This is a genomic window from Pseudidiomarina piscicola, from assembly GCF_902806985.1.
Lineage (GTDB): Bacteria > Pseudomonadota > Gammaproteobacteria > Enterobacterales > Alteromonadaceae > Pseudidiomarina > Pseudidiomarina piscicola.
Genome location: NZ_CADCXY010000001.1, coordinates 327,172 through 350,346, shown reverse-complemented (window position 1 = coordinate 350,346; position 23,175 = coordinate 327,172). Strand labels below are relative to the sequence as shown.

Annotated in this window: 21 protein-coding genes; 15 read left to right on the top strand and 6 right to left on the bottom strand. The window is 49.2% G+C overall.

From position 1 onward, the window contains the following. Window positions 1–65 precede the first annotated feature (65 nt). Window positions 66–959 (top strand): helix-turn-helix transcriptional regulator, encoded by an 894-nt coding sequence (locus PSI9734_RS01825; RefSeq protein ID WP_173919404.1) that lies wholly within the window; start codon window positions 66–68, stop codon window positions 957–959. Window positions 960–969: 10 nt separating this feature from the next. Continuing rightward, the gene (locus PSI9734_RS01820) at window positions 970–1,824 is read left to right on the top strand and encodes an EamA family transporter (RefSeq protein WP_173919403.1); all 855 of its coding nucleotides are present in this window, start codon (window positions 970–972) and stop codon (window positions 1,822–1,824) included. On the opposite strand, the gene PSI9734_RS01815 is transcribed toward PSI9734_RS01820, so the two are convergent. Beyond that, on the bottom strand, window positions 1,816–2,994 hold the full coding sequence (locus tag PSI9734_RS01815) for an acetyl-CoA C-acyltransferase (protein ID WP_173919402.1): 1,179 nt from the start codon (window positions 2,992–2,994) through the stop codon (window positions 1,816–1,818). The two genes, PSI9734_RS01820 and PSI9734_RS01815, sit on opposite strands and share 9 nt — an antisense overlap. Before the next feature lie 109 nt (window positions 2,995–3,103). Here PSI9734_RS01815 and PSI9734_RS01810 point away from each other — a divergent pair, with 109 nt between their 5' ends. The 10 genes from PSI9734_RS01810 (at window position 3,104) to PSI9734_RS01765 (ending at window position 16,333) form a co-directional block, all read left to right on the top strand. Next, window positions 3,104–3,523: a MerR family transcriptional regulator gene (locus tag PSI9734_RS01810; protein WP_173919401.1), complete on the top strand. Its 420-nt coding sequence runs from the start codon at window positions 3,104–3,106 to the stop codon at window positions 3,521–3,523. Between the two features lie 2 nt (window positions 3,524–3,525). Further along, entirely contained in the window at window positions 3,526–4,695 is a 1,170-nt protein-coding gene (locus tag PSI9734_RS01805) for an isovaleryl-CoA dehydrogenase (protein WP_173919400.1), read from the top strand. Window positions 4,696–4,715: 20 nt separating this feature from the next. Then, complete coding sequence (locus PSI9734_RS01800; RefSeq protein WP_173919399.1) at window positions 4,716–6,323, top strand: carboxyl transferase domain-containing protein; 1,608 nt, start codon at window positions 4,716–4,718, stop codon at window positions 6,321–6,323. Between the two features lie 11 nt (window positions 6,324–6,334). After that, complete coding sequence (locus tag PSI9734_RS01795; protein ID WP_173919398.1) at window positions 6,335–7,123, top strand: enoyl-CoA hydratase/isomerase family protein; 789 nt, start codon at window positions 6,335–6,337, stop codon at window positions 7,121–7,123. Then, complete coding sequence (locus tag PSI9734_RS01790; protein WP_173919397.1) at window positions 7,120–9,087, top strand: acetyl/propionyl/methylcrotonyl-CoA carboxylase subunit alpha; 1,968 nt, start codon at window positions 7,120–7,122, stop codon at window positions 9,085–9,087. The genes PSI9734_RS01795 and PSI9734_RS01790 overlap by 4 nt, the downstream gene beginning before the upstream one ends. A 2-nt stretch (window positions 9,088–9,089) precedes the next feature. Next, window positions 9,090–9,995, top strand: coding sequence for a hydroxymethylglutaryl-CoA lyase (locus PSI9734_RS01785; protein ID WP_173919396.1), 906 nt, complete (start codon window positions 9,090–9,092; stop codon window positions 9,993–9,995). Between the two features lie 18 nt (window positions 9,996–10,013). Beyond that, window positions 10,014–11,960: an acetoacetate--CoA ligase gene (locus tag PSI9734_RS01780; protein ID WP_173919395.1), complete on the top strand. Its 1,947-nt coding sequence runs from the start codon at window positions 10,014–10,016 to the stop codon at window positions 11,958–11,960. 2 nt (window positions 11,961–11,962) lie between these two features. After that, complete coding sequence (locus PSI9734_RS01775) at window positions 11,963–14,170, top strand: putative bifunctional diguanylate cyclase/phosphodiesterase (protein ID WP_173919394.1); 2,208 nt, start codon at window positions 11,963–11,965, stop codon at window positions 14,168–14,170. Between the two features lie 30 nt (window positions 14,171–14,200). Continuing rightward, window positions 14,201–15,844: an electron transfer flavoprotein-ubiquinone oxidoreductase gene (locus PSI9734_RS01770; protein WP_173919393.1), complete on the top strand. Its 1,644-nt coding sequence runs from the start codon at window positions 14,201–14,203 to the stop codon at window positions 15,842–15,844. An 87-nt stretch (window positions 15,845–15,931) separates the two neighbouring features. Beyond that, window positions 15,932–16,333, top strand: a complete 402-nt coding sequence (locus PSI9734_RS01765) for an H-NS family histone-like protein (protein WP_173919392.1) — start codon at window positions 15,932–15,934, stop codon at window positions 16,331–16,333. A 55-nt stretch (window positions 16,334–16,388) separates the two neighbouring features. On the opposite strand, the gene PSI9734_RS01760 is transcribed toward PSI9734_RS01765, so the two are convergent. Next, window positions 16,389–17,036 carry a hypothetical protein gene (locus PSI9734_RS01760; protein WP_173919391.1) on the bottom strand — a complete coding sequence of 216 codons (648 nt, stop codon included), beginning with the start codon at window positions 17,034–17,036 and terminating at the stop codon, window positions 16,389–16,391. Window positions 17,037–17,217: 181 nt separating this feature from the next. Here PSI9734_RS01760 and tsaA point away from each other — a divergent pair, with 181 nt between their 5' ends. Beyond that, window positions 17,218–17,925: a tRNA (N6-threonylcarbamoyladenosine(37)-N6)-methyltransferase TrmO gene (tsaA, locus tag PSI9734_RS01755; protein WP_173919390.1), complete on the top strand. Its 708-nt coding sequence runs from the start codon at window positions 17,218–17,220 to the stop codon at window positions 17,923–17,925. A 65-nt stretch (window positions 17,926–17,990) separates the two neighbouring features. Next, window positions 17,991–19,709: a proline--tRNA ligase gene (locus PSI9734_RS01750; protein WP_173919389.1), complete on the top strand. Its 1,719-nt coding sequence runs from the start codon at window positions 17,991–17,993 to the stop codon at window positions 19,707–19,709. A 105-nt stretch (window positions 19,710–19,814) separates the two neighbouring features. Here the strand turns inward: PSI9734_RS01750 and PSI9734_RS01745 are convergent, their stop codons facing one another. From PSI9734_RS01745 to PSI9734_RS01730, 4 genes are read right to left on the bottom strand one after another with little or no spacing between them, the layout of a single operon-like run. Next, window positions 19,815–20,309: a hypothetical protein gene (locus PSI9734_RS01745; protein ID WP_173919388.1), complete on the bottom strand. Its 495-nt coding sequence runs from the start codon at window positions 20,307–20,309 to the stop codon at window positions 19,815–19,817. A 40-nt stretch (window positions 20,310–20,349) separates the two neighbouring features. After that, complete coding sequence (locus tag PSI9734_RS01740; RefSeq protein ID WP_173919387.1) at window positions 20,350–20,832, bottom strand: hypothetical protein; 483 nt, start codon at window positions 20,830–20,832, stop codon at window positions 20,350–20,352. A gap of 56 nt (window positions 20,833–20,888) precedes the next feature. Next, a complete protein-coding gene (gpt, locus tag PSI9734_RS01735; RefSeq protein ID WP_173919386.1) occupies window positions 20,889–21,374 on the bottom strand; it encodes a xanthine phosphoribosyltransferase in 486 nt (161 codons plus the stop codon). A 6-nt stretch (window positions 21,375–21,380) separates the two neighbouring features. Continuing rightward, entirely contained in the window at window positions 21,381–22,673 is a 1,293-nt protein-coding gene (locus tag PSI9734_RS01730) for an NCS2 family permease (protein WP_281351431.1), read from the bottom strand. Window positions 22,674–22,844: 171 nt separating this feature from the next. Between PSI9734_RS01730 and PSI9734_RS01725 the strand changes: the two genes are divergently transcribed. Further along, the gene (locus PSI9734_RS01725; protein ID WP_173919384.1) at window positions 22,845–23,165 is read left to right on the top strand and encodes a 2Fe-2S iron-sulfur cluster-binding protein; all 321 of its coding nucleotides are present in this window, start codon (window positions 22,845–22,847) and stop codon (window positions 23,163–23,165) included. Window positions 23,166–23,175: the final 10 nt, after the last annotated feature.

Below are 23,175 nucleotides of genomic sequence, written 5' to 3'. Positions count from 1 at the left end.
CCGGAATCTTTAACATTAACGATATTGCCCCTATAATGGACAAAATTGTTATTCGAGACTGTTTTATGAGCCAACCGTCTAATTGGCCTTTACCTGCCGGTAGTTCACGCGTTGTTTTGCCGCTAGAACTGACCGAACACCTGGCCCAACATCCGCTGAGCCGGCACCTTTATCCATTAGCTTATGGACACTACCTAGCCGCTCGTGGGCATGGTGTCGAGCGCCATCAGCACACCGACAATTTGCTTATTTTTTGCCACCGTGGCCGTGGCCATTATCGTGTTGAAAGTGAGTTTGGTAGCCACTCTGGTAGCTTAACCGCGGGTCAGCTATTGCTCCTTCCTGCTGGCTTGGCCCATGCTTACCGAGCCGATTCGAGTAGCCCGTGGAGCATTTACTGGACCCACTTTCGCGGTACCATAGCACCGAGTTGCATGGACATACTTGGTCTCCAACCGCCACACTTTGTATTGACTTTGCAAAACTGGCGTAGCCTACTGCCGAGCGTTACCGACTTATTAAACTTGCAACATCAACGCTGGCAACGCCACCGTGCGGTGCGAGCCGCCACCTTGCTGCAAAACCTAATTGCGCAATTACCTGATCTCGCCAGCCATGCGCAACACCCACAAGACTTCGACCTGCTTGCGCTCGAACGGTTCATGCAAGACAATAGCCATCGTCATTTAGATCTCGCAGACATTGCAGATGTTGCGGGTCTGTCACGATTCCATTTTGCCAAAAAATTTAAAGCGATCACTGGAACCTCACCGATGCGTTATTTCAATGAGCTCAAAATAAAGCTCGCTTGTCAGCAGCTTGATAGCAGTACTGACAGCATCAGAACCATCGCGCAAGGTTTAGGCTTCGATGATCCCTACTATTTCTCACGACTGTTCAAAAAAGTTATGGGCATCGCACCCAGCAGCTATCGTGACAGTCATCAGCAACACATTTAGGAGTTAAGCTATGTGGATACTTTGGGCCGTCACGGCTTTATGGGCAGCAAGTTTTTCACTTATCGGTGAGTTCCTTGCCGGCCAAGTAGATGGCTACATCGCAGTATTTATTCGCATGCTATTGGCTCTCGTGTTGTTTTTACCCCTTTGGCGGCCCAAACGACTCGCCCTGAAAAAACAACTGATACTTGCGGCAATTGGCGCCATTCAAATAGGCATAATGTACCTACTTCTTTATCATGCGTTTTTGTATCTCAGCGTCGCCGAAGTACTGTTATTTACCATTTTCACGCCACTATACGTGACACTCATCGATGATGTTCTGTTTCAACGACGGCATTTACCACGTCGTTGGTGGGCAGCCGCAGCTCTCGCTGTACTCGGCGCCCTCGTCATTCGCTTTAACCCGCTAAGTAGCGATTTCATCACCGGCTTCTTGTTAATTCAGGGGGCTAATTTGTGTTTTGCCGCCGGTCAGGTGTTTTATAAACGCTTGCCATTAGGCAGTGAACGTAACCAGCTGCATGTGTTCGCACTATTCTTCATGGGGGCCACTGTCACCACCGCCATTGCATTGTTTAGTTTTGCTAACTTCTCTATGCAACCGGCGACGTCCTTACAGTGGGGCGTATTGCTTTGGCTTGGGCTGGTAGCATCGGGCGTTGGTTACCTGGCTTGGAACCTTGCCAGTAAGCGCGTTAACACCGCACAACTTGCCACCATGAACAATATGTTAATTCCTGCTGGGCTGTTGGTGAACTTTGCCTTTTGGGGCAGTCAGGTCGACTGGTTACGCTTGGCTATTGGCGCTGCGATCCTTGGCAGCGCCGTATTTCTAGCCTCGACTGGCAAACGATTAAATTAATTCGACGCCAACCGCCACCGCTTCACCGCCACCGATACAAAGCGAGGTCACGCCACGTTTTTTGCCGTGGTGGCGAAGCGCATGTAGTAAGGTCACCAGTAACCGTGCGCCGCTGGCACCAATCGGATGGCCAAGAGCGCAAGCGCCGCCATGCACGTTTACTTTGCTGTGGTCCAAATCCATTTCTTGAATGGCCAACATGGTCACCATCGCAAAGGCTTCGTTGATCTCCCAAAGGTCAACATCGTCTTTCTGCCAATTTAGCTTCTCAAGCAACTTGGTCATTGCACCGATCGGCGCCACGGTAAATTCAGACGGAGCCTGCGAATGGGTGGTATGCCCCATGACTCGCGCTAGCGGCGTTAAGCCACGAGCTTTCGCTTCGCTTTCACGCATTAATACCAATGCCGCAGCGCCATCAGAGATAGAGCTCGAATTGGCCGCTGTAATGGTGCCATCTTTGGCAAACGCTGGACGCAACGACGGGATTTTCTCAGGCATTGCTTTGCCAGGCTGCTCGTCGATGCTTACGGTCACTTCGCCTTTGCGAGTGCTGTATGTGACGTCGGCGATTTCGGCTGCAAAAGAGCCTTCCGCAATAGCTGTTTGGGCACGTCTCAGAGACTCTAAGGCGAAATCGTCCATCGCTTTTCGATCAAGTTTATAATCGTCCGCCGTGCCTTGGGCGTAGGTTCCCATAGCTTTGCCTTCATACGCATCTTCAAGACCATCCAGCATCATGTGATCGTAAATTGCGTCATGTCCCATACGGAAACCAGCGCGGGCCTTTTTCAGCAAGTACGGTGCATTTGTCATACTTTCCATACCGCCGGCGACCACCACATCGGCTGAACCTACGTGAAGCAAGTCATGAGCGAACATCACAGCTTTCAAGCCCGAGCCACAAACTTTGTTGATGGTCGTTGCGCCAGCACTTTGTGGTAGCCCAGCATAGAGCGTTGCTTGTCGAGCCGGCGCTTGACCGATGCCCGCGGGCAACACGTTGCCCATAATAACTTCGTTCACATCGTCGACACTTAATCCACTCTCAGCAACAACGGCTTTAATAGCTGTGGCACCAAGATTAGCTGCATCCACAGCGCTTAAGCTACCTTGAAAACCACCCATCGGCGTGCGCTTGGCAGCAACAATTACAACAGAATCAGACATAAAATCTCCTTAAAATCGGAAAAGCGGCGAACGCATTCCCTCTCTTACCTTTACGTTAACGTCAACTTGATTTAAGCTTAACGCCCTATTGAGCCAAAATGCAAGCAAAATGAACGATACCACCACCTACAGCATTGGCGAATTGGCCCGTGAGTTCGACATTACCACGCGCAGTATTCGCTTTTACGAAGACCAAGGTTTACTTGCCCCCACGAGGCAAGGACAGACCCGACTCTATACCAACAAAGATCGCGTACGTTTAAAGCTGATTCTGCGCGGCAAGCGGCTAGGTTTCTCTTTGGCCGAAACCAAGCGCTTGTTTGATCTTTACGATATGGAAAACAGTAGTGCTCGACAGTTGCATACGGTTTTAGAACTGATTGATGAGAAGCGTGTATCGCTCCATCAACAGCTTGAAGACATTAAAGTATTACTCGTTGAGCTTGGCAATTTAGAAGAACGGTGTCGAGACGAACTCGAACACCTACAGCCAAGTGATACCGCTCAACAAAAAATTATCCAGGAGTAGTTATGATTAGCCAGTTTAGTAGTTTGAACTTTGGGTTAGGCGAAACCGCAAATATGATCCGCGAAACCGTCAATGCCTTCGCCCGTGATGAAATCGCACCACGTGCGGCGGAAATCGACGAAAGCAATGAATTCCCTGCGGATCTCTGGCAAAAGTTTGGTGAGCTTGGTCTACTTGGCATGACCGTACCTGAACAGTACGGTGGATCTGGCCTGGGTTATTTAGAACATGTGATTGCGATGGAAGAAATCAGTCGCGCCTCAGCTTCGGTTGGACTTAGCTACGGCGCACACTCTAACCTTTGTGTGAATCAAATCGCTCGTAATGGCAGTGAAGAACAAAAGCAAAAATACCTACCTAAACTTTGTTCCGGCGAACATGTTGGCGCACTCGCCATGAGTGAGCCGAATGCTGGCTCAGACGTGGTAAGCATGAAGCTACGTGCGGAACGTGACGGCGACCATTATGTTTTAAACGGCAACAAAATGTGGATCACCAATGGTCCTGACGCCAACGTATTAGTGGTTTACGCAAAAACAAATCCGGAAAAAAACTCACGCGGTATTACGGCCTTTATTATCGAAAAAGACTTCGACGGTTTTCGTACCGCACAGAAACTCGATAAGTTAGGTATGCGCGGCTCCAACACCTGTGAGCTCGTTTTTGAAAACTGCAAGGTACCGGCAGAAAATGTGCTAGGTGAAGTTGACGGTGGTGTCGAAGTGCTGATGAGCGGGCTCGATTACGAGCGCGCAGTGCTTGCTGCTGGCCCTATTGGCATTATGCAGGCGAGCTTGGACGTGGTCATACCTTACTTACATGACCGCAAGCAGTTTGGTAAAAGCATTGGCCAATTCCAATTGGTACAAGGCAAGGTTGCCGACATGTACACGCGTACCAATGCAGCTCGCGCCTACGTATACGCAGTTGCTCAGAGTTGTGACCGTGGTGAAACAACACGCAAAGACGCTGCCGGTGCAATTCTTTATGCCGCTGAACTTGCCACGCAGTTGGCGCTTGACGCTATTCAGTTACTAGGTGGTAATGGCTATATCAACGAGTACCCAACGGGCCGCTTATTACGCGATGCTAAACTCTATGAAATCGGTGCCGGTACTTCAGAAATTCGCCGTATGCTGATCGGTCGTGAACTGTTCAGCGAGTCGGCATAAATAGCAGAAGGAGCGTAATTTTGACGGTTCTATCAAGTACAGTTAATAACAAAGACGAAACCTTCCTTGCTAATACCAAAGCGATGCAAGAAGTGGTCGACGAGCTTTATGCCAATGTCGATAAAATTAAGCAAGGTGGTGGTCCCAAATACCAAGAGCGGCATTTATCGCGGGGCAAGCTTCTCGCACGCCAACGTATCGAAAAGTTACTCGATAGTGGTTCACCGTTTCTCGAGATTGGTCAGTTTGCGGCGTGGGAATGCTATGACGATGAAGTTCCCGCTGCAGGTGTCGTTGCCGGCATTGGCCAAGTCGAAGGCGTAGAGTGCATGATAGTGGCCAACGATGCCACGGTGAAAGGCGGAACCTATTACCCGCTGACCGTGAAAAAGCACTTACGCGCACAAGAAATCGCCGAGCGGTGTCACCTACCCTGTATTTATTTAGTTGACTCAGGTGGTGCTTTCCTACCTCGGCAAGACGAAGTTTTCCCTGACCGCGACCATTTCGGGCGTATCTTCTTTAACCAAGCGACCATGTCGAGTAAAGGCATTCCGCAAATTGCTGTGGTTATGGGCTTGTGTACCGCAGGTGGTGCCTATGTTCCAGCAATGGCTGACGAAAGTATCATTGTGAAAGAGCAAGGTACGATTTTCCTTGCTGGCCCGCCTTTGGTAAAAGCTGCTACCGGTGAAGAAGTCAGTGCCGAAGAGCTTGGTGGTGCCGATGTTCATACTCGCGTTTCCGGTGTTGCTGATCACTTTGCCATGAACGACGAACATGCCCTTGCCTTGGCGCGGCGTTCAGTTGCACGCTTAAATTATCAAGCGGCAACGCCTAATCCGCCAGCAGAGGTAAAACCACCTCGCTACGATAGCAGTGAGCTCTATGGCATTGTTGGAACCGACTTGCGCAAACCTTACGATGTTCGTGAAGTGATTGCACGCGTCATCGATGATTCAGATTTCGATGAATTTAAGCAAAACTACGGCAACACCTTAGTCACTGGCTTCGCCAAAATTCATGGCTACCCAGTGGGTATTGTGGCCAACAACGGTATTTTATTTTCCGAGTCGGCGCAAAAAGGTGCGCACTTTATCGAACTGTGCGCGCAACGAAAAATCCCATTAGTTTTCTTACAAAATATTACCGGCTTTATGGTTGGTAAAAAATACGAAGCCGAAGGTATCGCTAAACACGGTGCAAAAATGGTGACCGCGGTTAGCTGCGCACAAGTTCCTAAGTTTACCGTTTTGATTGGCGGTAGTTATGGTGCGGGCAACTATGGCATGTGTGGCCGCGCCTATGACCCAACCATGATGTTTATGTGGCCGAACGCGCGAATTTCAGTCATGGGCGGCGAGCAAGCTGCAGGCGTCATGGCGCAGGTGACAAAAGATAACCTCGCCCGCAAAGGCAAAGAAATGTCGAGCGAAGACGAGCAAAAACTCAAGCAGCCGATTGTTGAGCAATATGAACAACAAGGGCACCCCTACTACGCGTCTGCTCGCTTATGGGACGATGGCATCATCGACCCAGCCCAAACACGCACCGTTTTAGGTTTAAGCCTTGCCGCTGCAAATAATGCACCTATCGCCGACACCAAGTTCGGCGTCTTCCGGATGTAACAGGAGCGCACATGAGTTATCGCTATATTACCCTAGATTTCGACAACCACGTCGCGACGCTCAAGTTGAACCGTCCTGAGGTGCACAACGCATTTGACGATATCATGATCGGCGAGTTACTTGATGCCTTCCAACAGATTGAGCGCCACCCCGCTTGTCGTGTAGTGGTATTGGCATCTAATGGCCGTAACTTCTCAGCCGGTGCAGACCTGAACTGGATGCGCTCAATGGCTGAAAAAAATTATGCTGAAAATATTGCAGACGCCAAACAACTCGCGCAGTTAATGGAGCGCCTAGACAAATTAACTAAACCGACTATCGCTCTGGTGCAAGGCGCTGCATTCGGTGGCGCCGTAGGTTTAGCTGCTTGCTGCGATATTGTTCTGGCCGAAGAACGCACTAGCTTTTGCCTGAGCGAAGTCAAAATCGGTTTAATTCCGGCCGTCATCAGTCCCTACGTGATGCGCGCCATGGGAACACGTCAAGCACGGCGTTATATGCTTAGCGCGGAACGCTTCGGGGCCGACGCAGCGCTAACCATGGGGCTGGTTCATGAGGTTGTCGACAACCTCGATCAAGCCGCGGCAGACGTTGTCGAATTATTGCTTGGCAATAGCCCAGCGGCGGTCACCGCCGCGAAACAGCTTATTGCTGATCTCGATCAACAGCCGATTGATGCAACTAGCCAGCGCCTTACCGTTGAGCGGATTGCCGAAATTCGTGTCTCCGCAGAAGGTCAGGAAGGCTTATCGGCGTTTCTTGAGAAACGTAGCGCAAACTGGAAAAAGGATTCGCAATGATCAACAAACTGCTAATTGCAAACCGTGGCGAAATCGCTTGTCGGATTATTCGTACCGCACGCCAATTAGGTGTTGCCACGGTTGCGGTCTTCTCAGAAGCAGACCGCAATTCGCAACATGTACAAATGGCCGACGAAAGTGTGTTTATTGGCCCAGCCCCAAGCGCCGAAAGCTACCTGGTTATTGAAAAAATTATTGCTGCCGCGCAACGTACGGGCGCTGATGCCATTCACCCCGGTTATGGTTTTCTTTCTGAAAACGAAGCCTTTGCCGATGCTTGTGGCGCCGCGAATATTATTTTTGTAGGCCCACCTACCAGTGCCATCGCCGCAATGGGCTCAAAAAGCGCAGCCAAGTCAATTATGAGCGACGCTGAAGTACCACTCGTTCCAGGCTACCATGGTAACGAGCAAGGCTTCGAGAAACTCGCCGCTGAAGCTGAGAAGATTGGTTACCCGGTGCTGCTGAAAGCCGCATATGGCGGCGGCGGGAAAGGCATGCGCGTGGTTGAGAAAGCGAGCGAATTCAAACAAGCATTTGATTCAGCCAAACGGGAGGCTCAAGCCTCGTTTGGTAATGATAAAATGCTCATCGAAAAGTTTATTACCCGCCCTCGTCACGTAGAAATTCAAGTTTTTTGTGACCAGCATGGAAATGCGGTTTACTTAGCTGAGCGAGACTGCTCGGTGCAACGACGCCACCAAAAGGTGATCGAAGAAGCACCTGCGCCAGCACTCAGTGAGCGTACCCGCGAAGCTATGGGTAAAGCAGCCATTCGAGCGGCTCAGGCCATCGATTATGTTGGTGCCGGCACCGTCGAGTTTCTGCTTGATACCGATAACAGCTTCTACTTTATGGAAATGAACACCCGACTCCAGGTCGAGCACCCCGTCACCGAAATGGTTACCGGCCAAGACCTTGTCGCTTGGCAATTAATCGTTGCCAGCGGTCAGGAACTGCCATTAAGCCAAGATCAGATCGAGCTCTCAGGCCATGCCTTTGAAGCGCGTATCTATGCCGAAGACCCGGCCAACGACTTTCTGCCAAGTACCGGTGTGTTGCACCACTTAAAAACACCTGAAACGTCAAATGTGGTGCGCATTGACAGCGGTGTCGTAGAAGGTGATGAAGTGAGTGCTTTCTATGACCCCATGATCGCTAAGTTGGTGGTATGGGGCGAGAATCGCACAATTGCTTTACGCCGTTTGATTCGTGCCCTAGATGATTATCGCATTGCCGGTGTGCGCACAAATATCGACTTTTTACGCAGCATAGCTCGCCACCCGCATTTTCAACGTGCTGAACTTACCACTCGCTTTATTGAGCAACACCACGATGCGTTATTTATTACGCCCACAGATACCGACGTTGAAACCCATGCCGTATTAGCTGCGTTGGCCGAAAACTTATACGAACAACAACACGCAAGTGGAAATGTTTGGCAACAAGCACGCGGCTTTCGTATGAACCAAAATAGCCAGTTCAACCTTGAACTAACCCACGGTGAAAACGATATTAGCGTTAAGTTAGAACAGCGTAATGGTGCGTGGTACAGCAATTTCGACGACTCTGCATGGTTAGCATCGCTCGACGGTGATCAACTACGCGTAAGTCGCGACGGTCACCAATTTAGCCTTTATGTGATGCCAACGGAACATGATATTACCGTATTCTCTGAGCACCACAGTAGCCGTTTCGCACGTCAATTGGTCGCTGATACTCTGGATCAAAGTGCCGGCGAAGGTTCGATGACCGCGCCAATGAACGGCACTATTGTCGAAGTACTGGTGACGCAAGACGACGTGGTTGAAGCCGATCAAGCGCTGGTGATTATGGAAGCAATGAAAATGGAGTACACGATTCGCGCTGCCTATGCCGGGACCGTCGATTCGGTGTACTTTGCCGCTGGCGACCTTGTCAGTGATGGCGCTGAATTATTAAGTATTCGCGCAGCCGAGGAGTAAGCATGAGCAACTCACAGGTAAAAATTGTCGAGGTAGGCCCACGCGATGGTCTGCAAAATGAACAGTCCGTGCCCCTTAAAGCCAAGGTTCAATTGGTGAACGCGCTTGCTGCGGCAGGCGTAACTTACATTGAAACAGGGTCTTTCGTGAGCCCCAAATGGGTGCCACAAATGGCTGATAGCGCTGAAGTCTTCGCCGCTATCGAGCGTAACGCTGGCGTAACTTATGCGGCCTTGACGCCAAACCTAAAAGGTTTTGAAGCAGCCATGGCAGCCACAGCCGACGAGGTTGCGATTTTTGGTTCGGCTTCGGAAGGCTTTAGCCAAAAGAATATCAACTGCTCAATTGCAGAAAGTTTGGCTCGCTTTGAACCCGTAATTGAAGCGGCACGAAAAGCGAATATCAAGGTTCGTGGCTATGTAAGCTGTGTCTTGGGTTGCCCTTATGATGGCGAGATAGCACCAGAACAGGTGGCGTGGGTCGCAGAAAAGCTCTACACCATGGGTTGCTACGAGATTTCTCTTGGCGACACCATTGGCGTTGGTACGCCCCTAAAAGCACAACAGATGCTTGCAGCGGTGGCAGAAAAAGTACCGATGGAGCAATTAGCCCTGCATTTTCACAATACCTATGGACAAGCTTTAGCGAATATTGCCAGTTGTCTGCCTTTAGGTGTGCGCACCATTGACACAGCTGTGGCTGGCTTAGGTGGTTGCCCTTACGCCAAGGGGGCCAGCGGTAATATCGCCACCGAAGACGTCGTCTATATGCTTCATGGCATGGGCTATGATACCGGAATCGATCTCACCCGACTCATCTCCGCGGGGCAAACCATCTGTCAAGATTTAGGCCAGCAGCCGCGTTCGAATGTCGCCCAGGCTGAAATCGCTAAACACGCAACTGATTAACCTAACGGGAGCCCAAAAATGACGACAAAAATGATGTGGCAACCATCTGCAGCGACAATCGCTGATGCCCGTATCACTGATTTTCGGCAACGGGTAAACCAAGAGTTTGGTTTAGGCCTCACCGACTACTCTGAATTGCATCAATGGTCTATCGAGCAAAGTGCCGATTTTTGGCGCTACCTGTGGGACTATTGCGAGGTAATTGGCACGCCCGGAGAAACCACGGTGAACGGCGCAGACCAAATGCCCGGCGCGCAATGGTTTCCGGCAGCGCAATTAAACTTTGCCGAAAATTTATTACGTTTTAATGATGAGCGCATCGCCATCGTTTTTCGTGGCGAAGACGGTAGCCGTCAAGCCCTAAGTTATCGCGAATTACACCGTCAGGTTGCCGCCGTTGCTTATCAGTTAAAGCAACGTGGTGTGAGTAAAGGCGACCGCGTTGCCGCGATGATGCCAAATTGCAGTGAAACCATTATTGCAATGTTAGCAACCACCAGTTTAGGTGCCATTTGGTCGTCATGCTCTCCAGACTTCGGTGTGCAAGGAGTACTTGATCGCTTTGGTCAAATCGAACCTAAGGTGTTCATCACCGTAGACGGCTATTTCTATAACGGTAAATGCCTTGATATCAGCGAGAAGACAGCTGCAATACGGGCTCAACTTACCACCGTCGAAACCTATCTCATGGTTGAGTTTGCGAAGGCACCACAAGCACAAACCCAAGACCACATAAGCTGGCACGATTGGGTCGCCGAGCACGCACCAAGTGCGCCGTTAGAGTTCGAGCCAATGGCTTTTAACGACCCGCTCTATATTATGTTTAGTTCAGGAACAACCGGCGTACCCAAATGTATCGTACACGGTGTCGGGGGAACGCTTTTACAGCATCTAAAAGAACATGCTCTGCACACCGACTTAAAGCGCGACGACGTGTTCTTCTACTTCACCACCTGTGGCTGGATGATGTGGAACTGGTTAGTTTCTGGGCTGGCACAAGGAGCCACGTTGGTATTGTTTGACGGCTCACCTTTCTACCCAGCCCCGCAAATATTGTGGGACATCGTTGATCAAGAGCAGATCAGCGTATTTGGTACCAGTGCAAAATACTTGTCGGCATTAGAAAAAGCTGAATGTCAGCCGCGGCAAAGCCATCAATTGAGCGCTTTACGCAGCATATTAACAACTGGATCGGTATTGGCCCCTGAGAGCTTTGACTATGTGTACCGTGATATCAAAGCTGACGTCTGCTTGTCTTCAATTTCCGGAGGCACCGACATTGTCTCGTGCTTTGCCTTAGGCTGCCCTATTCTGCCGGTTTATCGCGGTGAGTTACAATGTCGGGGGCTTGGGCTTGATGTTCAAGTGTATAACGACAACGGTCATCCGGTGCAAAATCAGAAAGGCGAACTGGTATGCCGCAACAGCTTTCCATGTATGCCCATCGGCTTCTGGAATGACGCTGACGGTGAGCGTTATTTCAATGCCTACTTTGCCCGTTTCAGCAACACCTGGGCGCACGGCGACTATGCCGAGCTCACGGAACATGATGGCGTGATAATCTATGGTCGCTCTGATGCGGTGTTAAATCCGGGCGGCGTACGCATCGGAACTGCAGAAATCTATCGACAAGTCGAAAAGGTTGACGCGGTACTCGAAAGTATTGCGGTTGGCCAACAATGGCAAGACGACGAGCGTGTTGTATTGTTCGTTCGGTTGCGAGAAGGCGTTACACTTGATGACGACTTAATTCAAACCATACGTAAAACCATTCGAGCCAACGCAACACCGCGGCACGTGCCAGCGGTGATTGCCCAAGTCAATGACATTCCGCGAACCATTAGCGGCAAAATCGTTGAGCTGGCCGTGCGCCAAGTAATTCATGGTGAAACGGTTAAAAATACCGACGCCCTAGCAAACCCTGAAGCATTGGCTGAATTTGCTGATCGAGAAGAGCTCAAGTAGTGATGAACGGACGATGGCGGTTAGTGCAAAAACTTAGCATTATTGCCCTAGCGGGCATCGTCCTGACAGTGCTCTTTGGGCAAATTGTTTTACATTCTGAACGGCAAGCCATTAATGAGCGTCTAAGCGAAGACACACGGCAACTCGAATACCAGTTTCGCCAAGTGCTGCGCAACTACGCATTTGCGACAGAATGGACCGCACGTGATCTCAGCCGTAGTGGCCAACAGGCACTAAATCTGTTGGCTGACGAGGCGATGGCTCTATTTCTCTACTATCCCTCGCTGCAACGCATTCTTGTGCTCGATGAGTATTATGAAACCAATTTCGAACGTGCTGCGCGGCAAGCCCCGCCGCTCACTCAAGCGCAATTCAGCAACACCCCCATTGCAGCAAAGCTTAAGGCTAATACGGACTTCCCCCACGCACAGAGTGCGCTCGCCGGAGCGTTCTCCGAGACCCCAGAAGATATTGTCTTAGCTATTAGTTTCGACGGCCATCAAGGCCCGCAGTACTTGGTGTTAGTGGTTGACATTAAACGCCTTTTTGACAGCTTTATTCGTAATGAAATTAACGAAGGCTATCAAGTTGAAGTAAGCCTTGATGGCGCCCCTGTCTATCGCTTTGCCGGAAGTGATGAATTACGTGACGCATGGTCCATTCAACGGCCGCTTGAGTTCTCGTCGAATCAATGGCGAATGGATCTTTGGCCAACATCAGAAAAGCTAACTGACATGCACTCAGCGAGTTTTGCAGTTGTCGTTTCCGTGGGAAGTCTTTTGACCCTAGGTGGCTTGCTTTTAGGCTGGCGTTCACAACAACTGCAACAGCGCCTAAACTCAAGCCAGCAGCTTATCCAACAGGCCACAAAGCAGTTAAAAATAATGCATTCAGCGGAAGACCGATTACTGTTTTTGTCGAATAACGATGCCTTGACCGAACTTCCTAATCGTAACGGCTTGCAGCATTACCTCGAAGTTAAAATGGAAACCGCTCGCCAACAAACGAGTGACTTTACGATTTTTGTCACCTGCATTGACGCTTTTGATGAACTCAACCATGCACTTGGCCACCCGATGGGCGATGAGATCATTAAAAGACTCTCACTACGAATTCAAAAAGCATTACCTGCCGGCGCGTTTATTGCGCGGGTCAGTACTGATTGTTTCGTGGTTATCGCGGCAAAAAGCGATGCCCAAACAACCTATGCCTTGGCTGAAAGTATTCGGCATAGCATCACCCCGCAACTCTTTATTGAGCAGCACGAAATTTACTGCTCTGTATCCATCGGTATCGCTTACGCAGAAGAGTCAGGTTACGACGTCGAGACCCTACTCTATAATGGCGACTGTGCGGTATATCGTGCGAAGCAACAAGGCTATTTCGGTATTGAGTTCTATCAGCCTGAGCACCTTCATCAGCGTCGATCTCGTAACCAACGCATTCAACAACTTAGAGAAGCTTTAGAAACCGATCAAATAGGCTTGCACTATCAGCCTATCGTTCATTTACGCGAAGCCAGAACAGTTGCCGTAGAAGGCCTACTTCGCTGGCGTACACCCTCAGGTGAATCGGTTGAGCCCAAAGAGTTTCTTGAATTGATGGAGCAAACAGGATTAATTTTTTCGCTCACTGAGTTTATTATTAAAAGCTCGTTCTTACAGTTAGCCAACTGGCAAAGTGACTATGATAAAAACTTAAAACTTTGTTTAAATTTGTCACTTAGACAGTTGACTATGCCTGAGCTACCAGAATTAATTCGTCACTATCAAAAGCGTTTTCAATTGTCGGCGGAGCAGATTCAATTAGAATTTAACGAAGACGTATACTTGCAGCTTTGTAAAAGCCACAAATTGACCGTCGAGCAATTGAAAAAGCTTGGTATGCAAATTTGTATTACTATCACTGGTGTGAGTAATTGCTTGTTAGAAGCCATTCGCTACTGTCGCCCTCATGTGTTAAAAATTGCACCAGAGCTTATCGCTGAAATACCGCATGAAGCGATTACGACAGAATTAGTTGAAAGCATAATAAAAATTGCGCAAAACTTGCGCCTACAAGTTATTGCCGTCGCTGTTGAGGAACAACAACAAGCTGATTTTCTATTACAGCGTAATTGTGTGTTGGTGCAAGGACATTATTTGGCACGACCACAATCCGCACAAGATTTGGCCCCTCTTTTACAGCAGCCAATTAAGCTGAATCAGTGAGGTCCGCAAGTGTTTAAACAGGAGTCCAATATGCAACGCGAAAGTATGGAATTTGATGTCGTCATTGTCGGCGCAGGCCCAGCAGGGTTAGCAACCGCATGTCGTTTAGCACAGCAAGCTCAAGAACAAGAGCAGGAACTGATGATCTGCGTGGTGGAAAAAGGCTCCGAAGTGGGGGCGCATATTCTCTCTGGCGCCGTGTTCGAAACCCGCGCGTTAGACGAGCTATTCCCAGATTGGAAAGAGCGTGGCGCGCCGTTGAAAACTGCGGTCAAAGAAGACCATATTTTTTACTTCAACAACGCCGAGTCGAGCCGTCGTCTGCCAAACTTTATGGTGCCTAAGACGTTCCATAACCACGGCAATTATATCACCAGTATGGGTAATGTTTGTCGCTGGCTCGCTGAGCAAGCCGAGAGTATGGGCGTTGAAATATTTCCGGGCTTTCCAGCAGCCGATGTAATTATTGAAGACAACAAAGTGGCTGGCATTATTACCGGTGATATGGGTATCTCCGCCGACGGCGAAAAGAAAGACAGTTATGAGCCAGGTATGGAGCTACGTGCCAAATATACCGTTTTCGCTGAGGGTTGTCGGGGTCATCTTGGTAAGCGCTTACAAGAACAGTTTAAACTAGCCGATGACAGCTCACCGCAGCATTATGCGATTGGTTTTAAAGAAATTTGGGATGTGCCAGCAGAGCAACACCAAGAAGGCCTTGTGGTGCACAGCACCGGCTGGCCGTTGACGAAAGACGCAAGTGGTGGTGGGTATCTGTATCACGCCGAAGATGGCCAAGTTTACGTTGGCCTGATTGTGGATCTTAACTATGGTAACCCCTACCTGAATCCGTTCCAAGAGTTTCAGCGCTTCAAAACACACCCTGAAATCGCCAAAGTTCTTAAGCAAGGTAAGCGCGTTACCTATGGTGCACGAGCCATCACTAAAGGCGGTTTTTACTCGTTACCTAAAATGACCATGCCAGGCGGCGTATTGGTAGGTTGTAATGCAGGCACCTTGAATTTTGCCAAAATCAAGGGTAACCACACAGCTATGAAATCAGGCATGCTGGCCGCAGAATCGTTATTCGAAGCGATTAGTGCCGGCGAGTCGCAAACCGAACTTACGCAGTTTATCGATCGTTACAAGAACTCATGGCTCTATGACGAGCTATACCGTTCACGTAATTTTGGCCCAGCAGTGCATAAATTTGGTACTTGGTTCGGCGGCGCCTATAACACGCTCGATCAAAACTGGTTTGGCGGCAAATTACCCTTCACCATTAAAGATGAAAATGCGGACTTTAGCTGCACCGGTAAGGCATCAAGCTACCAGCCTATTGATTACCCGAAACCGGATAATCAATTAACGTTTGATCGCTTATCGTCAGTGTATTTATCAAATACCAATCACGCCGAAGATCAACCTTGTCACTTACAATTAAAAGACCAAGAAATTCCGCTTACGGTAAATCTTCCTGAGTTCGCTGAACCTGCTCAACGTTACTGCCCTGCCGGAGTTTATGAGGTGGTTGAAGAAGAAGGCCAAGCCGTATTTAAGATCAATGCACAAAACTGCATTCATTGTAAAACTTGCGATATTAAAGACCCTAGCCAAAATATTACCTGGGTAACACCTGAAGGGACAGGTGGACCTAATTATCCGAATATGTAAGTGATAGCGGACGGAAAAATAAGCTTGCCGTCCGCTTTTTATTTTTATTTAATAAACACCCCTTTCATAAATAATTGGAATTCATCAATGAGTGACTTTTTAGATATTCTGACGCACGGACGCCGTCTCAAAGCTGCGGTAAAGGAATTATCTATAAATGAATTAGAAATAGTTCAACGTAAATTAACAAAAGTCATTGACGACCGTCGCGAAGAGGAAGCGGAACTTAAGCAACAGGAAGCCGAAAAACAAAAAAAGATCCAAGAATTAAGAAAAGCAATGGATGATGCGGGTATTGGCGTCAATGACCTTGTCGATGGGCCGTTACCTAACACGAAAAAGCAACGTAAACGTGCACCTAAACCGCCTAAGTACGCAATTATTGGCGCTAACGGTCAACGCATCACGTGGACTGGCCAAGGTCGTATGCCTAATGCATTAAAAGAGGCCCTTGCCCAAGGCGATAAATTAGAAAAATATTTAATTTAATTGTTTAACGACCAAACGCTCACTCTATTGTCAGCGTTTGGTCGTTTTGTTTCTTTTATTCTTTTATTTCAATTCGGATTTCGCCGATCCCGACATCCATATTTAATCGTGCTCGACCTTGACCCTTCGCTTCACCCGAGGCACTGATAAAGTAACGCTCATTGCTGCTGGAGTCTCCCCCAGAAATTTTGACATCACCGATGCCTACATCTGTTTTCACATCTGCGATATCGCCTACAATTTCAAGCTCAATGGCACCGACGCCAAGCTCGACATCCATATCTGCGGCATCCAGACGACCACTAATTTCGCCAACGCCTAGTTCGAGGTCGATAGCAGCAATTTGTGGTAACCGAATCAACCAGTCAAGTTGAATATTATCTTGCTCTGGCACACGAAGATCTAAGCGATTGCCTGTTTGCTTGGCAACCAGCTCAACCTGTTCGATGTTTGCGTCGTCAAAGAAAGACACATCACTTTCTGAAATTTGTAATTCGACCTCTAAAGTTGAGCCTTCATGACGTTCAAAGGTTACAGTACCAACGCCGGACTCAATGCTTAACTCGGTCGCGCTGGTTACGTTGTAGGTCGCATCGATGGTCCGCTCATGGGCATTCGCGGTCGTTGCAAAGGGTAAACTTAAGCCCGTTACTGAGGCTATTAAAAAAAGCGCCGAAAACCAAACTGTTTGCTGCCGTGTCATCTTCTTTCTCCTGCGGATAATTTACTGATGCGATTTAACTATGCAGGTTACGTGCCAAAAATACATAATGTATAACTATCAACAGCTTACTTAACATCTTCAACGGTAGCGTAAAGCTCTCATTCGCTAAAACCACAATTTTATGTTGAAATTCACTAATAATTCCTAATGATGACATTCCATGATCTATTCCATCGAGCCCATTGGGGAGATCCGTTCCCCCTACTCCGAAAAGTTTGCCGTGCCCCGACAACCCGGCCTCGTCACTGCAGCGAAAGCCACGGTCGTGCTTGATGGCAGCTATGCCGGCTCTGAAACTACCCGCGGCCTTGCTCAGTTTAGTCATATTTGGGTGTTGTTCTTATTCCATCACAACCTGGAACAAGGCTGGCAGCCACTGGTACGGCCGCCTCGCCTCGGTGGTAACCAGAAACTCGGTGTGTTTGCCACACGTTCCACTTTTCGTCCTAATGGCATTGGCATGTCCGTGGTCAAACTGCTTGATATCGAGCAGCAGGCCGAACAGACCTTGTTGCATGTTGAAGGCGGTGATTGGGTCAATGGCACGCCCGTCGTCGACATCAAACCCTACGTTCCCTACGCCGATGCGATTCCTGAGGCACAGGCTGGCTTTGCACAGGAACCGCCGGCAGCGGCCATGCCCGTCATTTTCACGTCCGCAGCGCGACAAAGCTTACAGCAACTCGCCGCAACTTATCCGCAACTTGAGTTACTTATCACCCAGGTTTTGCAAGGTGATCCCCGCCCCGCGTATCAACAGCTAAAACCATCAAATAAACTCTATGGCGTGCGACTTTATGATCTCAACGTGCAATGGCGCGTCGAAAATAACCAAAATCATGTGATAAACATCAGTAAAGCCTTTTGACTAGCTGCTGCTACTGATAGAATTTGATCCATATCTAATTATTCGTACAAGGACTATCGGAAATCATGCGTACCAGTCACTATCTTTTAGGTACTTTAAAAGAAACGCCAGCTGATGCAGAAGTCATCAGCCATCAACTTATGCTGCGCGCCGGCATGATCCGAAAAGTAGCTGCTGGACTCTATACTTGGACACCAAGCGGTCTGCGTGTGCTGCGTAAAGTTGAAGCAGTGGTTCGCGAAGAGATGGAAAATACCGGTGCATTAGAGATCCTGATGCCTATGGTCCAACCTGCCGACTTATGGGAAGAATCCGGACGCTGGGAAGACTATGGTCCTGAATTGTTGCGTCTGCACGATCGCAACCAACGTGATTTCGTCTTAGGCCCGACTCATGAAGAGGTTATTTCTGAGCTGGTACGTAAAGAAATAAACAGTTATAAGCAGTTGCCGCTGAACTTGTTTCAAATCCAAACCAAATTCCGTGATGAAATTCGGCCACGCTTTGGCGTGATGCGCTCGCGCGAATTCATCATGAAGGATGCGTACTCGTTTCACCTCGATCAGAATAGTCTGCAAGCGACTTACGAAGCCATGCATGGGGCGTATTGCCGCATATTCGAGCGCTTAGGGCTGGACTTCCGCCCGGTTATCGCAGATACCGGCTCAATTGGTGGCAGTACCTCACACGAGTTTCATGTGTTGGCCGCGTCTGGTGAAGACGACATCGCCTTTTCTGATAGTTCAGATTACGCAGCTAACGTGGAGCTGGCCGAAGCTGTCGCACCGGCTCAGGAGCGCCCTGCGCCCACCGCGACCATGGAAAAAGTCGCAACGCCAAATGCTAAAACCATCGATGCCTTAGTTGAGCAGTTTAAATTACCGATCACGCAAACGGTAAAAACTCTCATCGTTCACGGCAGCGAAGAAGGCAAGCTGGTTGCTTTAATGGTCCGCGGCGATCACAGCTTAAACGACATTAAAGCCGCTAAGCTGGAGCAAGTCGCCAGTCCTATAGTGTTTGCGAGCGAAGAAGAGATTCGCCAGGCTATCGGCGCTGGCCCAGGCTCACTTGGTCCCGTAGACCTACCCATGGACCTGATTGTCGACCGCAGCGTTGCGGTCATGGCTGATTTCAGCGCGGGAGCCAACGAAGACGGCTATCATTTTTTCAATATCAACTGGGAACGTGACGTCGCGCTGCCACAGGTTGCGGACCTGCGTAATGTTGTTGAAGGCGATCCTAGCCCATGCGGCAAGGGTACCTTGCAAATTAAACGCGGTATCGAAGTCGGCCACATCTTCCAGCTCGGTAAGAAATACTCAGATGCCATGAAAGTTGGCGTGCTCACCGAAACTGGCAAACATGAAACCCTGATGATGGGCTGTTATGGCATTGGTGTATCGCGCATCGTCGCAGCTGCTATCGAACAAAACCACGATAAATACGGCATTACTTGGCCAGAAGCTCTCGCGCCATTCCAGGTCGCCATTGTACCTATGAACATGCATAAATCGGTACGCGTTCAGGAAACCGCAGAACAACTTTACGCTGAGCTTAAAGCAGCTGGTATCGATGTTCTGTTCGACGATCGCAAAGAACGCCCTGGCGTTATGTTTGCCGACATGGAGTTGATCGGCATCCCCCATCAAATCGTTATCGGCGAACGTAACCTCGACGAGCAAGCCGTCGAATACAAAAACCGCCGTAGTGGTGAGAAAACCAAAGTCGCAATTACCGAAGCGTTGCAGACCGTCCAAAAGGCTTTGCACGACCGTAAATAATACGCAAGCAACCGCCGCGCGTTCAAAGGCCAAGCCCTTGTTTCGCGTGAGGTCATCTGATTCTGCCGAAACGCGTTCGCGGGACAGGTCCCCCACTGGTTGTTTTTAAGTAGTGTCAACTATCCTGCCAGAGGGGGGGGGGTGCCACAGCGTCAGCCAGTTCGCTGTATCGTAGCCACGCACAATGCCGTTGGCGTAGTAACTGGCATTGGTGGCATAACTCCCCGCTTGCGTTGGCTCGCCATACGCGTTCGGGGCATAGCCCACGACACGGCCCGACGGATAAATAGTCGACACCCGGTGTCCTGCGGTATTGTAGCCATAGTCGGTCAGAAACTGCAGACCATCAATGCTCAGTTGCTCACTCTCTAGCAAGCCCAAGGTGTTATACCCATAGGACCACACCGCATTGCCGGCAGTGAGTTGTGTCAATTGCCCTTGTGCATCAAAGGTGTAATGGCGCGTCGGTGTGGCATCTGGGAAGCTTTGCTGGCGGACATTTCCAACGTTGTCGTAACTAAAGCGAGTTTTATGCGTCGAATAGACACTGCTTGCATCACAAGTTGCATTATTACCGTTTGCCCCTGAAGCCTGCCACAACACATCGACCACAGCATTGTAATAATAAGCGGTATTAACACTAGAGTACTACGCTTTGGAGCAAAATATCATCCTTACAGGCGGCTTCTAATTGTGTAATGGTGCAGCTTCTAAAACTTTTAATAAACTCGGTTATCAATCTTTTATCACCAGAGAATATTGAAATGTTAATGTCAACGGACGGAACTCTCTTGTCCATTGACTCAATCAAAATTCGATGATGTTGGTTATCAATTTTCAACGCTGAAACTAAGTAACCATTAACAGTTTCTTTTGAAAAATAAGCTCCTGCATAATCAAAAGAAGCAGGGTGATACCCCGAGTAAATATTGATTTTATCTCGGCTACTGAGTTTTATTTCGTAAATGCTAAAGTCCACTTGAGAAGTATATTTGTACTCGTCGCCCGACTTCATTCCAAAGCAAGCTGTCCCGATAAAGACATTACAATAAGAAGAAAACTTATTACTCGCAGAAGCAGAGGCAGTCATCAAAATCAAAATTAACGCAAAAAGACTTTTCATAACTTCATTTCTACTCCTTTTCCAAGTTCACATCACTCTTTATAGCTTCTTTGTGGTCAGCTTTCCTGCCCTGCCAGCGGCTCAACGTAATGCAAGTGCATGTCCCACGGGAAGTGGATCCAGGTTTCCTGCTCAAGATCGGCAACGTAATCATCGACTAAATCCATACCGGCCGGTTTTGCATAGACGGTAATGAATTTCGCTTTGGGTAAGCGTTGACGCAAAAACTTCAGGGTATTGCCGGTATCGACCAAGTCATCGATGACTAGGAAACCTTCACCGTCTTCGGTGCAGCTGACGTCTTTTAACAGGGTCACGCTGTCGCGCTGACTGTCATGATCGTACGAGCTTACACAAACACTTTCGACCACCCGCAGGTTCAGTTCCCGTGCGACGATTGCCGCAGGTACCAAGCCTCCGCGACTGACTCCGATAACACCCCGCCACTGCTCAGCGGGCAATTGCCGACGCGCGAGTTCTTTCGTCGCCCGATGCAGTTCTTCCCAAGATACGAAAAATTCGCGATTTTCATGCCATCCCATGATCAATTACCCCAACCAGATAAATTTTGCGATGAATAATGCAGCCAGTATAGCGACACTCCAGTTTAGTTCGTGGTAACGCCCCCCCAGGGCTTTCACCACCACATAACTGATAAAGCCTAACGCGATACCGTCAGCAATTGAATACGTCAAAGGTGTCATTAACAATACCACCGCAACAGGTGCGGCCTCGGTGACATCGTCCCAGTCTACCGAACGTAACGTAAATAACATTAACACCGATACATAAATAATTGCGCCAGCCGTAGCATAGGCTGGCACCATGCCCGCAAGTGGGGCGAAAAAGATAGCTAAGATGAACAACACGCCGACGATAACAGCGGTGAGTCCGGTTTTACCACCTGAGGCGACACCCGATGCTGATTCAATATAACTCGTGGTCGTCGAGGTACCCAACATCGAGCCCGCAACTGAGGCAGTGCTGTCTGCCATCAGCGCTTTTTCTAATCGTGGCAGCTTGCCTTTCGCATCAGTCATGCCCGCCCGTTGCGCCACGGCCATCAGGGTGCCCGACGTGTCAAACAGGTCAACGAACAAAAACGCGAAAATGACGCTTAACATCGCTACATCAAAGGCCCCGGCAATATCAAGTTGCATAAAGGTCGGCGCCAAACTCGGCGGCATTGCGACAATCCCCTCATAGGTGACATCGCCCAACAACCAACCCAGTAGAGTGATAAACAAAATACTAATAAGTGCAGCGCCCTGAACCTTGCGCGCAACGAGCCCGATGATCAGGAAGAAACCTAAGCCAGCCAATAGCACCGGAACTTGATGCAGGTCACCTAAAGTCACCAGGGTCGCATCGTGGCCGACAATGATATTGGCGTTTTGCAGACCAATGAGCGCCAGAAAGGCGCCAATTCCCGCGGCTATCGCAAGCCTTAGCGTCACCGGAATCGAATTGATGATCCATGCGCGGATCTTTAGCGCCGACAATACGAAAAACAGAATACCTGAAAAGAACACTGCCCCCAGTGCCGCCTGCCACTCGTATCCCATGCCGAGTACAACACTGTAGGTGAAGAAAGCATTGAGCCCCATTCCGGGCGCAAGTGCCACCGGATAGTTCGCCCATAAGCCCATGATTAAACAGCCGATGGCGGCAGCCAAACAGGTCGCCACAAACACCGCACCGTAATCCATTCCCGCCTGGCTGAGAATCGATGGGTTGACGAAAATAATGTAGGCCATGGTCAGGAAAGTTGTGATACCGCCGATCACCTCAGCTTTTACCGAACTTCCCTGTGCTTTTATTTGAAAAAGTTTTTCTAACAACGCCTGCATTCGCGTTCCCCACTCCTGGCTCGTAGCTTAGGTTGCAGTTAAAAAATCGCGCTATTTTACCTGAATTCGCGCGCAAATGCCTCACTTACCTATGGTAGAATACCTGATTAAATTAGAATCATCTCGATCGCTCAGTTTGAGCTGTAATTAAGGAGTTAAAGGATGCCGAAAGCTATTTTTATCGATAAAGATGGTGGCCAATATGAAGCGGACATACCAGTAGGACAAAGCCTTATGGAAGGCGCTGTCGATAATATGATTGACGGAATTCTTGGTGAGTGTGGTGGTGTGATGTCATGTGCAACCTGCCATTGCTACGTTGCCGAAGACTGGCAGGATAAGCTACCGTCGGCCTCAGAACGCGAAGAAGATATGCTCGATATGGCGATTGAGCCGCAGGACAATAGCCGCTTAAGTTGTCAGATTGAAATGACTGAAGAACTCGACGGCATCACTGTCTATTTGCCGCCTTCACAGTTTTAACTCGCCGCAG